The 12,360-nt window shown below is 67.9% G+C and carries 11 protein-coding genes; 9 read left to right on the top strand and 2 right to left on the bottom strand.

The genetic code is table 11. The features are described from left to right. The 3 genes from ACI2LP_RS03460 to ACI2LP_RS03450 are packed head-to-tail and all read left to right on the top strand — an operon-like array spanning position 1 to position 4,264. Positions 1 to 972, top strand: a complete 972-nt coding sequence (locus tag ACI2LP_RS03460; protein ID WP_404722854.1) for an aspartyl/asparaginyl beta-hydroxylase domain-containing protein — start codon at positions 1 to 3, stop codon at positions 970 to 972. Positions 973 to 1,013: 41 nt separating this feature from the next. Continuing rightward, the gene (locus ACI2LP_RS03455) at positions 1,014 to 2,159 is read left to right on the top strand and encodes a glycine amidinotransferase (protein WP_404722853.1); all 1,146 of its coding nucleotides are present in this window, start codon (positions 1,014 to 1,016) and stop codon (positions 2,157 to 2,159) included. Next, positions 2,156 to 4,264, top strand: coding sequence for an ATP-grasp domain-containing protein (locus ACI2LP_RS03450; protein ID WP_404722852.1), 2,109 nt, complete (start codon positions 2,156 to 2,158; stop codon positions 4,262 to 4,264). The genes ACI2LP_RS03455 and ACI2LP_RS03450 overlap by 4 nt, the downstream gene beginning before the upstream one ends. 242 nt (positions 4,265 to 4,506) lie before the next feature. Here ACI2LP_RS03450 and ACI2LP_RS03445 read toward each other — a convergent pair whose 3' ends face one another. Next, positions 4,507 to 5,505 carry a phosphotransferase family protein gene (locus ACI2LP_RS03445; protein ID WP_404722851.1) on the bottom strand — a complete coding sequence of 333 codons (999 nt, stop codon included), beginning with the start codon at positions 5,503 to 5,505 and terminating at the stop codon, positions 4,507 to 4,509. Between the two features lie 613 nt (positions 5,506 to 6,118). On the opposite strand from ACI2LP_RS03445, the gene ACI2LP_RS03440 reads away from it, so the two are divergent. From ACI2LP_RS03440 to ACI2LP_RS03415, 6 genes are all read left to right on the top strand, one after another. Further along, positions 6,119 to 6,505, top strand: coding sequence for a helix-turn-helix domain-containing protein (locus ACI2LP_RS03440; RefSeq protein ID WP_404723046.1), 387 nt, complete (start codon positions 6,119 to 6,121; stop codon positions 6,503 to 6,505). A 179-nt stretch (positions 6,506 to 6,684) separates the two neighbouring features. Beyond that, positions 6,685 to 7,041 carry a hypothetical protein gene (locus ACI2LP_RS03435; protein ID WP_404722850.1) on the top strand — a complete coding sequence of 119 codons (357 nt, stop codon included), beginning with the start codon at positions 6,685 to 6,687 and terminating at the stop codon, positions 7,039 to 7,041. A gap of 4 nt (positions 7,042 to 7,045) precedes the next feature. Further along, on the top strand, positions 7,046 to 8,347 hold the full coding sequence (locus ACI2LP_RS03430; protein WP_404722849.1) for a radical SAM protein: 1,302 nt from the start codon (positions 7,046 to 7,048) through the stop codon (positions 8,345 to 8,347). Beyond that, complete coding sequence (locus ACI2LP_RS03425) at positions 8,344 to 9,243, top strand: radical SAM protein (RefSeq protein WP_404722848.1); 900 nt, start codon at positions 8,344 to 8,346, stop codon at positions 9,241 to 9,243. The genes ACI2LP_RS03430 and ACI2LP_RS03425 overlap by 4 nt, the downstream gene beginning before the upstream one ends. A gap of 8 nt (positions 9,244 to 9,251) precedes the next feature. Next, positions 9,252 to 10,037 (top strand): hypothetical protein, encoded by a 786-nt coding sequence (locus tag ACI2LP_RS03420; RefSeq protein WP_404722847.1) that lies wholly within the window; start codon positions 9,252 to 9,254, stop codon positions 10,035 to 10,037. Positions 10,038 to 10,288: 251 nt separating this feature from the next. Beyond that, positions 10,289 to 10,822 (top strand): restriction endonuclease, encoded by a 534-nt coding sequence (locus tag ACI2LP_RS03415; protein ID WP_404722846.1) that lies wholly within the window; start codon positions 10,289 to 10,291, stop codon positions 10,820 to 10,822. A 69-nt stretch (positions 10,823 to 10,891) separates the two neighbouring features. Here ACI2LP_RS03415 and aspS read toward each other — a convergent pair whose 3' ends face one another. Beyond that, the gene (aspS, locus tag ACI2LP_RS03410; protein ID WP_404722845.1) at positions 10,892 to 12,214 is read right to left on the bottom strand and encodes an aspartate--tRNA(Asn) ligase; all 1,323 of its coding nucleotides are present in this window, start codon (positions 12,212 to 12,214) and stop codon (positions 10,892 to 10,894) included. Positions 12,215 to 12,360 lie beyond the last annotated feature (146 nt).

The raw sequence follows: 12,360 nt of genomic DNA, 5'->3' as shown, positions 1-12,360 counted from the left end.
ATGAGCACACCCGACCACATCCAGCCGGCGCAGCTCGCCGAAGCGGCCCCGCTCGCCCGTTCGTTCGACACCGACCGTCTCGAAATCGAACTGGCCGAGGTCACCGGCCACAGCTGGCAGCCCCAGCGCATCCACGCCCCCGGCGGCGGCATCGGCCAGGCGGCCGCCATCGACTGGCGAGTGCTGCCGCTGCGCAGCCCCGGCGGCGACGCGGACCGCACCGACCCCGGGGGACCCGGCCCGGCCGACTTCGCGCCCACCGTCTGGATGGAGCGGATGCCGTACCTGCGGGAGATCCTCGATGGAATTCCGGCGCCGCTGAACGCCGTACGGCTGATGGCGCTCGGCCCGGGAGCTGCCTCCCATCCCCACCGCGACCCGAAGTACGCCCTGCGCCGAGGCTTCATGCGTCTGCACATCCCGCTCGTCACCCACCCCGCCGCGGTCCTCGTCATCGACGGCGTGGAGCACTGCTGGCAGCCGGGCGAGTTCTGGTACGGGGACTTCTCCCGGGAGCATCTGGTACGCAACATCGGCCCGGCGACCCGGGTGCACGCGGTCATCGATGTCTTGCTCACCCGCGAGCTGGCCGAGCTGTTCCCCGCCGGCTGGCAGGTCGCATTCGCCCGCGCCGACGTGCTGTTCAACCGGCCCGCCTCCGCAACTGCGCCCTGCCCCATCGCGCTCCCGTACACCGCCGACCTCCCGCGCGGTCTCACCGACTTCGACCAGGACCAGCCGCTGGACGGTCCACTTCAGCCCGTGCAGGTCACCGAGGCTGACGGACATCTGAGCCTGACCACCGCCGACCGGGCCTTCGCTCTTGTCCCGGTCGGACAGAGCGAGTTCCGCTTCGCCGGGTGGAGCGAGCAGCGCACCCTCCAGCTCACAAGCGCCGGCGTGGTGCTGTGTGCCCGCCGCGGCCGCCAACTCGCCGAACGCCGCCTGCCAGCGGCGGCGGGCGCCAGGTGACCGCCCGGCCGGTCCCCACCCCGCCGCAGATGAGGAACCCCATGCAACTGACCAGCTACGACGACTTCACGCCCCTGCGCGAGATCATCGTCGGCTCCGCCGAGAACTACCTGTCCCACGAGCGTGACGTCACCTTCGAACTGTTCCACCACGAGAACCTGACCGGATTCCGCTCCGACTGGGCCTACCCTCGCCTGGCCGCCGCCGGCGACGGCAGCGCACAGAGCTGGAGCATCAAGCGGCGCTTCACCGAGGAACTCCACCAGGACGTCGATGCCCTGGCCGCCACGCTCGCCAGTTTCGGCGTCACCGTGCACCGGCCCCTGCCGCTGCCGCCGGACGCCGCGCCCATCGCCGGGCTGGGCTGGCAGGCCGCGCCCACGCCGGCCCTGAACATCCGCGACAACACATTGATCCTCGGTGACGAGATCATCGAGACGCCGCCGGCGATCCGCTCCCGCTACCTGGAGACCCGCCTCCTGGCTCCTGTCTTCCGCCGGTACTACGAGGCCGGGGCCCGGTGGACGACGATGCCGCGCCCCACCCTCACCGATCTCTCCTTCGACCTGTCTTACGCAAGGGACGCCGCGACTACCCTGGGCGGGCCCACCGAGCCGGTCGCCGACCCGCAGCCGAGCCCGTACGACGTCGGCTTCGAGATGATGCTCGACGGCGCCCAGGTCCTGCGCCTGGGACGCGACCTGGTGGTCAACATCGCCCAGGACAACCACCGCCAGGGCGCGGACTGGTTGGAGCGGCACCTCGGCGACCGGTACCGCATCCACCGGGTGCACCGGATGGCCGACAACCACATCGACTCCATGCTGCTGGCGCTGCGGCCGGGGGTGTTCCTCGCCCGGCACGACGGCCTCCGCGACCTGCTGCCCAAGGCCCTGCGGTCGTGGAAGTTCATTGTTCCGCCGGAGCCCGACCCCGGGGCGTTCCCCGCCTACGACGACGCCGACCTGGTCCTCACCAGCCCGTACATCGACCTCAACGTCCTGTCCCTCGACGAGGAGACGGTGCTCGTCAACGAGGACTGCACGAGCCTGATCAAGATCCTCGAAACGGAGGGCTTCACCGTGGTGCCCGTACGGCACCGCCACCGGCGGTTGTTCGGCGGCGGCTTCCACTGCTTCACCCTCGACACGGTCCGCGAGGGCGGCTGCACGGACTACCTGTCGTGAGACCGCCCCGCATCCTGCTGCTGGAGGCAGCCGGCCCCGAGTCCCGCGCCCTCGCCGCGACCGGAGCCGCTTCCGGCTACCAGGTCCACGCCGCCACCGATCCCGCCACGCACGCCACCTACAGCGCCGAACTCCAACAAGTGCTGTCCGGCTGCCTGCTCACCGACTTCGCCCGCCCCGACCGGGCCTTGAAGGACATCGTCGGCTACGCCCGCCGGATCAGCGCCGACGCGGTGCTCACCACCAACGAGTACCTCACCGAACTGCTCGCGCAGGCGTGCGCCTCCCTCGACCTGCCCGGCAATGACCCGGACCGCGCAGCCGCCGCCCGCAACAAGGCCGCCATGAGCGAGGCATTCGCCCGCCACGGCGTCACCACGCCCCGCACCCGCATCCTCGACGACCGCAACGAGCTGCTGCGCCAGTGCGAGGCCGGGCAGATCACCTTCCCGTGCGTCATCAAGCCCGCCGACGGCGCGGGCTCCGTCGGAGTCACCGTCGTGACCAACCCCGGACGAGCGGCCAACGCCTGGCGGGCGGCGAGCGCCCCGCGCGGCATGTATGGCATGCCTCTCGATCCACGCGTCTTGGTCCAGGACTACACCGACGGCACCGAGTACAGCGTCGAATCAATCACCCAGCACGGCCGGACGAGGCATCTGTGCACCACCCGCAAGACCCTCACCTCCGGTGCGCACCGGGTCGAGGTCGGTCACAGCCTGCCCGCCGACCTGCTGCCTGCCGCCGAACGGGCCGTGCAACAGGAGGTGGAGCGGGCGATCGCCGCAGTTGGAATCCACAACGGCGCCTCCCACACCGAGGTCATCCTCACCGATGACGGCCGCTGCACTGTCATCGAGATCGGTGCCCGCCTCGGCGCCGGACACATCGGCGTCCTCCTCCAGCACGCGCTGGGCATCAATCCATGGACGGCGCTCCTCGACACCGCCCTCGGCCGCCCCACCCACCTCACTCCGACGCGCCACGAGCACGCCACCGTACGGTTTCTCACCAGCCCGCGCGCCGGCCGCCTGGTCGCGGTGACCGGCCTGCCCTCGGCGGGCCCGGGCGTGCCCGAGGTCCGGCTACGCACAGCCGTCGGCGAGACCGTAGGGCAGGCACAGACCAACCGCGGGCGCCTCGGCCACCTCATCGTCACCGGATCGGACGCCGCCACCGTCGAACGCCGAGCCGAGCGACTGCTAGCCCAGATCGCTATCGAGGTGACCGGAACCCCGGCGCAGACCGCGCTGAATCGCCCGCCGCAGCCGAGCCGGGCCGGGGCCCGGGAAGGGACGTTGCACCGTGAGCCGAGCGCCCCATACGCCAAGCAAGAGGAGCACCCGGCAACGCCGACAGGCGAGTTCGACGCGCTGTTCCGCGGCGAGGCCCGCTCCGGCGGCTTCAGCCGGGTATCCCGGATCGTCGATCCGGCGTTGCCGCCAGAGATCGAGCCGTTCTCCTTCCTCTCCACCGATCTGCTGAACCACATCGCCACTGCCCTGAGGTTGGAGGAGGGCGAGGTCCTGGCCGATCTCGGATGCGGGCGCGGCGGCCCCGGTCTGTGGCTGGCCCGCGCAGCACATGCCAGCCTGGTCGGCATCGACTTCTCGCCGGTCGCGGTGGCCCAGGCCCGGCAACGAACCGCCGCGCTCGGGATGGCCGGTAAGGCGCACTTCGTGGTGAACGACCTGACCGCCACCGGGCTCCCCGATGCGAGCGTGTCGGCGGCCGTCTCCATCGACGCCCTTCAATACGCCGACGACCGCGCAGCCGCAGCCGACGAGGCCCGCCGGATTCTCCGACGGGGCGGACGTCTCGTCGTCACCGGCTGGCACCCGGCCAGTCCCGGTGACTCACGGCTGCCCGAGCGGCACCGCCACACTGACTGGCCCACAGTGCTGTGCGCCGCCAACTTCACCACTGTGGAATGCCACGCCCGACCCGCCTGGACCGACACCTACCAGCGTATCTACCGAGTCGCGTTGCAACTGGGCGACCCGGGACACGACGCCGCGCTCGCCGGTCTGCAGAGTGAAGCCAGGCGGCGGCTGCCCACCGCCCACCTCCTGAGCCGAATCGCCGTTACCGCAATCGCTGGCTGAGTCCGGGGTAACGCTAAGAGTTGATCTCGGCGTGATGAGCGCGACCGTGCTATGCCGGATTCACGGACAGGAGTACCGCGAGGCGGAGTGGGCAGTGCGCTCGCGCGCTGCCGACGGCCGTCGACGGTCGCGCCAGTGCCACCCGACCTTGCCCCCAGCGCAGCTCGCGTGCAGAAGCCGCCACGGCCTGATCCTTCATGCGGCGCTAACGGCCCCGGTGTGATCTGGTGGCGTGAGCCGTCTCAGGTCAGGTCGGCCAGCACCGTCCCCATCGCGGAGTAGCTCTCGTGTACCCCGTCGGTGTTGGAGAGACGGTGGCGCTCCAGGCGGATGGCGCCGAGGTGCCGGGCTTCGTAGATCCGCGAGCGCCACACCGCTGCGGGCGACCGGTCCGGTGGGCCGTAGCTCTCCCAGAACGCCTCCCGCTCGTCCGGCTTCGCCATCGCCATCCGGATCGTCCAGTCAGCGGGCCCGTCCCCCCACCAGGTGCGGTCCATGTCGAGCACCCCGGTGATCGTCGGCTCCGGCGCGGCTCCATCGAGCATCACGTTGACCGTCCAGAGGTCGCCGCTCAAGAGCCGAGGTTCGGTGATCTCGTCGAGGACGGCACGCTCACGCTCGGCCACGGCGGCGACCTTGCGCAGGTCGGCGCCGTCCAAACCGACGCTGTCCAGGTCGGCGGCGATCTCCTCCAGAGACGCGATCACCGCCTGGCTCCATGTGCCGTATGCCGGACCAGCGACGGGCCCGAAGTGCGGGCCGCGTACCGCGTGCACGTCCCGGGCGATCGTGCCGATCTGCCGGAAGAACATCGGCCAGAGTGTGCGGGGATAGTCGCCGAGGCGGTCCGGCGCGGGGACACCGTCGAGGAGACTCTGGACCATGTAGTCCCGGCCGATCACCTCATGCGACCAGTCCGCAGCGATCACCTGCGGCATCAGCGGTGCGATCACCGCGAGCCACGGCACGCTGGCGTACTCGTTGCGCATCAGCTGGTGCTCGGAGCGGAACTGGCGGGCTGGCTCTGGCGCAACCCGCAGGATGACCGGCCGCTCCTGGCCTTCGAGTTCGATCCGGTAGGTGTTGTTGTACATGCCCGCGCCCAACTCGGTGGCAGACAGGGCCCGGGTGCCAGCACCGAAGATCCGTCGGCAGATCCCCTGGATCTCCTCGATGGTCACCGACTGCTGGAACGCCTCAGAAGCGCGCTCGATCGGCCGGAAGTCCATGCTGCTTCCCATCACTCGGCTTCGCCTTGGTCCTGTCCGGGGGGCACATGCTCCGTTGCCTTCGGCGGCCTGCCGAGGAGGAAGGGACGCAAATCGGCTTCCTTCATCGCCTGTCTGCACCTTACGACAAAAGGCGCCGAGGGCGGACAAGAACGCATCGAGGGTATCCGTTCGAGACAATCGCGGTTTGCAGAGTTGAGAGGCGGGCAGCGAACTTACCGCTACGCTGCCGGCGCGGTGAGCTACAAACCGAACGGGTCAGTTCAACAAGCTCGCTGTGGAGCGTTGTTGTTATGCGGCGCCACCGTTCTGACAATGCGATAGAGCGCCCCGGGGCCTGACCTGGCGGGCGCAGACGGAGGGGGAGGCGGATGGGCCTCAAGGGAAAGTTCTACCTGCTGATCGCGCTTATCGTGATCGGCGTGCTGATCGGCCTCGGCAACCCGCCTTCCTCCTGACCTGGCTGCGTCTCCGCTGGCGGGCCGTATCGCCGCGGCCGTCCTAGCGGGGTATGTCGGAGCGTTTGGGCCGGGTGGAGTGGGCGCTGATGCCGCTGCTGGCCGATGAGGCGGCTGGCTAGCTCTGGCCCGGCCGGGAGACGGCGTCCCGGTCGGCGCGCGTGCTGATGCCCTGCCGCATCGTCGCCACGGGCCGGGTGACCAGGGCCCACCGACTGCTTGCTAGACAGGTCATAGCTATCACGGCGGAGCGATTGCCGGTGGAGCAATCGGTGCCGCACCAGTTCTGGCTGGACACCGATGTCCAACAAGCGTTAGTAGAACGAGAACTCGGGGCCCTCTGCCAACTAGTCAGCAAACTGGGCGGGTTGAGGCAAGAGGACTTGGCCATGTTGACCGGCCTAAGTCAGGCCTTTCTGTCGATGCTGGAGTCCGGAGCACGCCGTCTCACAAACATAGACAAGATCATCATTCTCCTCGAGGGAGTGAACACGCCCCCTGAGCTGACGGGGCCGATGCTGCGCCCTCCGGCCGGAACAGCAGGCGAGGACTAACAGCAGAGCCTCACTGCTGCTCACACGCCACGCTCCGCATCACCTCAGTGATATCACCGCCGCGATGTGCGCTTCCGACGCTTCCGGAGCACAGTCGTGAACTGGCCAGCGAACAGCAGGCCTGCACAGCACGACGTCAGATCCGAGACAGACCGCGCGAGCGACAGGAGATGAGTGCTATGCCAACACCACGCCGAACCAAGAATGACCACCTGATCTACGCGGACGTAGTCGACTCGAAGAGCAAGGCCGGTGTCTGGATGGGCGCGCAGGACGCCTACCAGGCTAAGCAGGGCCAGATCATGGAGGCACTCAAGGACAACGCCAGCTGGGTGCCGCTCGACAACGCCATCATGGTCATCAGCACCGCCCCGGCTGGCATCACAGTGATCGCACCGAACCCGACCCTGCCCGGGCTCATCGCCCTCGCCGACGGTGGTTCCCCTGCCGCGTCCGCTGAGCTCCAGGCCGTCGCCGAGGAGACCATCCGCAAGGCGATGGCCGATCTGGGGATCGCTGAAGAGGAAGCAGCCTGATCGCATGGCTGCTTCCCACCTCCTGTGGGGGAAGTACGCTCAGTACGACAGGGACGGAGAGTCCGCGCTCCTCGACCCGGTCTTACTGAGCAGCGTGTACCTCGACCGCGGAGAGGTCGCTGACCTCTCCGCGGTTCCCCCGACTCGTACCCACGTTGCTCTCGCAGAGCTTGGCTTCGCCCCCGATAGCCCGGCCATCGACCCCCGCCAAGCACTCGTCCGCCGCCTCACCGACCTCGGCTTGGACCCGGCCCCACTACGTATCAGCGGACTCCGCATCGTTCTCACAGACCGCTGCAACATGAAGTGCGGGTACTGCTTCGTCAAGACCAACACCGGCAAGCCCGACATGACAGAAGCAGAGCTCGCCGAAGGCCTGACCTACCTCTTCGAGGCGAACGCTGGCCAGGACGAGGTCTCCCTCCAATGGTTCGGCGGCGAGCCCACCATCCGCTTCGACCTCATGCAGTACGGCGACGCCCTCGCGGATTACCTCGCCACTCAGCACGGCGTACGTCGCGTGAGGAGAACTGTCGTCACCAATGGAGCTCACCTCACCGACTCAATGGTCGACCACTTCGTCCGCTACGAATATGGGGTCGGAATATCCATCGACGGCCCTCCGGCGATCAACTCTGAGAACCGGCTACTGCTCGGGGGCCAGCCGGCCGACGACCGTATCCGCCGCAACGTCCGCCGTCTCGTCGTCACAGAAGGCGTGCATGTGGGCTGCAATCTCACCCCCACCAGCGCCAACATCGGACGTCTCGCCGAGACCGTCTCATGGATCACCGACGAGCTGGGCCTGAAATTCATCTACGCCAACACGCCCATCCCTTCGAAGGGCCGCTGGCTCGTCGACGGCCGTGAGCTCGCGCAGGAGCTGTACGAGGCCCGGATGGTGGCGCTGTCCCGCGGCGGCATGATGTTCTCCGTTCTCGACCGGGCGTTCCAGGCACTCGACCGTCGCCAGCCCATGCTCTTCGATCACATGCAGAGCGACCGCACACTGAACGCCGCGCTGCTGCCCGGCAATCGGATCAGCCTGTGCGACATCAACTTCGACGAGCCCACCTTCCTGCACACCCTCGACGAGCTCCGCCAGGATCCCGGTCTGATGAGCGGCATCGCGAAAGAGGTCGCCCCGATCCCGGCGTGCGGCACCTGCCCCGCCCTCGCGATCTGCGGCGGCCCCTCCCGTAACGAACAGCTCCTCATAGGCGGCGACACCCCAGACCCGCAAATGTGCGCCTTCTACACGAGCACCGTGGAGATCGCGGTGTGGGACAACACGGGGGTGCAATGAGCGCCCTCGACTCCACCCCGTCCGCGCTCAGTTCGCTGCGGACGCCATTCAAGACGGCGCTCGTCAGCACCGCGGGGCACTGCGCGACCGCCTGCGGATTCTGCTTCCGCGCCGACCGAGCCCATGGCTTCCTGGAGATCCCGACCTTCACCCGAGCCCTGTCCAGACTCAAAGAGATCGGAGTCGAAGGGATCTGCCTCACCGGCGGTGAGCCGGTACACCATCCGCAACTCCGGGACCTGGTCCGCCTGGCCCACCAGTTCGGTATCGCTATCTCCATGGTGACCTCGGCCCGCACGCTGACCGAGGTCACCGACCTGGAGAAGATCTCCCACCTGCTGTCGAACATCACAGTCTCCGCAGACTCAGCCGGGGCGATGGAGCTGGGCCGCACAGCCAGGTCCATCACCACAGGGATCGCGACGCTGAAAGCGATCAGCACACCAGTCAAGGTCTTGCACGTCACGTACTGGCAGTTCACCGACGACGAGTGCCGCACCATGTACGAGGAGATCCTCGATGCGGACGTCGAGGTCCAGTTCAGCCCCGTCGCACTCGACCGCACCAGCCAGCAGCGGGCCGGCCTGACCACCTGGGACTACATCCACCAACAGCGCCATGACGCGCAACAGCTCAACAAATACGTTCAGTTGAGCCCCCGCTTCCAGCATCATCTAGCCGTGCTGCGGGACATGCAGCTCCACCCCAAGAACGAGCCGTGCCGCTCCTCGGCCCTGTACGTATCGGCCTCAGGCCAGATACGCCGCTGCCCCTACGGCACCGCCGGCGTCAGCGTCCAAGAACCCCGCTGCAGCATCCGCGACTACCTCAGCGCAGAACCGCAAGACTCCGTCACACCGGAATGCGCAGCGATCTGTCGCCCGGACCGCGCATGAGGACCTCGATGCCCACCAACGTGATCACGACTGACGAGTTCTTGGACCGGTGGCGTACCCCGCCGAACTTCCGGGTCGGGCCTGCCCTCATCGACTTCGACTTCGCTTGGCCGACCGCCCTTGAGGTCCTCGACGCTGTCCGCCATGACGCTGAGACTCGGGTCGCTCTGCTTGGCGATCTGGCGCCGACAGTCAGGACGGCGAGAACCATGGCCTTCACCACGGCCCCGGTCACCGAGATCATCGAGTGGCCGTTCCGGCTCGTCCACTTCAACCTCAGCCGGTTCTACACGGGCGTCCTGGCTGGCTTCCAGGAACGGGTAATGATCCCCTGGCGGATGTTCCTCGCCGCGCAAGGGTTCACCTGGCACCGCTGCGCCCCCGCCCTGTTCATCTCCGGCCACCGCTCGGCGTCCACCTTCCACGCCGACAACTCGCACGGCCTGGTCTGGCAGCTCGACGGGATCAAGACGTTCCACAGTTACCTCGACCCTGACCAGGCCGTGCCGGTCGACGACGCCATCAGCGGGGCGTTCACCGCCGAGCACCCACCCCCGCTTGCACAGGACGTGCACCATTCCGTACGGATGCAGCCCGGCGACCTGCTGTGGAGCCATGCGCTCACCCCGCACTGGGTCACCGGCGAAACCCAGCTCAGCATGAGTGTCACCCTCACGCACGCGGGGCTGTGTCACCTCGGCTGCTACAGCGCACGCGAGATGGCGCTCCGAAAGCACTGGGACCAACACCCCGAGCAGCCGTGGCTGACCGACCTCCGGAACGTCCGCTACTGACGTGGCTGAGAAGGCACTCTTGGCTACCCGGCGGACCACTTCCACACTGACCGGAAGATCACGAACGAGGGGGGCTCGATGGCTGCGAAGAAGAGACGCCGCAGTAAGGCCAGGCGACGCCGCGAAGCCAAGCAGCGCATCAGTTTCACGGCGGCCGTCGCGGCGGCGGTCCTCTTCGTGCTGTGGCAGTCACCCTGGCTCCTGATCACCATCCTGTGCGCCACGGCGCTCACCGGCGTGGGATGGGTGCTGTGGAAGGCACACCAGCGGGAGCGGACGGGGACCGCGCCTGGCGCGAACAGAACCGCCGCATGGAACTCGAACGCTCCATGTCCACCATCGACGCCATGAGCTGGCAAGACTTCGAGCACTACGTCGCCGAACTGTGCCGCCGCGACGGCTGCACCAACGTCACCGTCACCGGAGGCTCGGGCGATCTCGGAGCAGACGTCGTTGGCACACTTCCCGACGGCCGACACCTGGTGGCCCAGGTCAAGCACTACGCACCCAACCGGTACGTCCCCAGCGGGGACATGCAGAAGTTCGTCGGTACCGCGAAACTCGAGCACAAAGCGGATGTGGCGCTGTTCGTCGCCACCTGCCCGTTCGGGAAAGCCGCCCGAGACCTCGCTGTGCGGCACGACATCATCGCCATCAACCGCGACCTGTTCGGCGCCTGGAACAGCGGCGCACCCCTGGAATCCCTGCTCCCACTCAACGGAGCCGGTGACGGGCCGCGCCGAAAGCAGAACACCCTCCGCAAGCCGGAGGCAGACACCGCATAGAACTGCCCGGGTGGCGGTGCATACCTGACTACCTCGCCACCCGGGCACCTCACTCTTGCATGAACGTGCCTACGGGGTCAGGCGGTTCGGGCCACGGAACAAGAACGTGGCCTCACGGATCGAGTCCAGGCCGAGCATCACCATCAGCACCCGGCCCAGCCCCATGCCCAGACCGCCGTGCGGTGGGCAGCCGTAGCGGAAGGCGTTCAGATAGTCCTGCAGCGGCTCTGTGCTCATGCCCTTCTCGGCGGCCTGCTTGACCAGCACGTCGTAGCGGTGCTCGCGCTGCGCGCCCGTGGTGATCTCCAAGCCCTTCCACAGCAGGTCGAAGCTCAGTGTCAGGTCAGGCCGGTCCGCGGGGCGCATGTGGTAGAAGGGCCGGATGCTCGTGGGATAGTGCGTGATGAAGACGAACTCGTGGCCCGTCTGCTCCTTGATGTGCGCCGCGACGCCACGCTCGCCCTCGGGGTCCAGGTCCTCCTTCACCCCCTCCCGGTCCCAGCCCTTGCCGCGCAAGATCTCCTGAGCCTCGGCCATGGTGATACGCGGGAACGGCACCTGAGGTACGGCCACCTCGACCCCGAACACCTCTCGGATCGCTTCACCGTGCTGCTCGACGACTTGGGTCAGGCCGTGCGCGAGCATGCGCTCCTCGAAGCGCATGACGTCCTCGACGTCCGTGATCCACGCCAGCTCCACGTCCACGCCGGTGAACTCCGTCGCGTGCCGGGATGTGAACGACGGCTCCGCGCGGAAGACAGGGCCGATCTCGAAGACCTTGTCGATGCCGGCGGCGATCGCCATCTGTTTGAAGAACTGCGGCGACTGCGCCAAGTAGGCGGAGCGGCCGAAGTAGCCGAGCTCGAATACCTCAGCGCCGGACTCCGAGGCGGTGCCCATGAGCTTGGGGGTGTGCATCTCTGTGCACCCCTGGCTGTAGGCGTACTCGCGCATGCCCTGCTCGAAGGTGGTCTGCGCCGCGAACAGCAGCTGTGCCTGAGGGCGGATCCGTACGTCGAGGAACCGCCAGTCCAGACGGTGCTCGAGGCCGGTCTGCTCGTCGATCGGGAGCGGCGTCTCAGCCCGGTTCAGGACCTCGACGGTTTCGGGGATGAGCTCCAGGCCGCCGAGCTTCACGATCGCGTTGTCGACCACACGCCCGGTGATGCGGACCGCGGACTCGGTGGTCAGGCTTTCCAGGGCGGCCTCGGTTTCGTCGCCCTCCCCGCCACGGCGATGGGTGACCTGCACCATGCCGGTGTGGTCGCGCACAACCACGAACTGCATCTTGGCCTGCAGCCGGAGCGTGTTCACCCAGCCGGACACAGAAACAGTCTCGCCTACGTGTTGTCGCAGGTCAGAGACCAATACACGGCTAGTCGTGTGGATCATCGCAGCCCTCCCAGGGGCGTCGTCATGATCCCTTGGGAGCGTGGGCGAGAAGGGTACTCGCGGTGCCACCACGCCTTTGCCACCGCCAGACAGCGGCGGCCTCATTCGTGCCCGATGACGGGGGCCAGCCGGCGGGGCATTGGACC

The sequence above is a fragment of the Streptomyces sp. NPDC019890 genome, assembly GCF_044903445.1.
In the GTDB taxonomy this organism is placed as follows: Bacteria; Actinomycetota; Actinomycetes; order Streptomycetales; family Streptomycetaceae; genus Streptomyces.
This window is presented reverse-complemented; position numbering and strand designations above follow the sequence as displayed.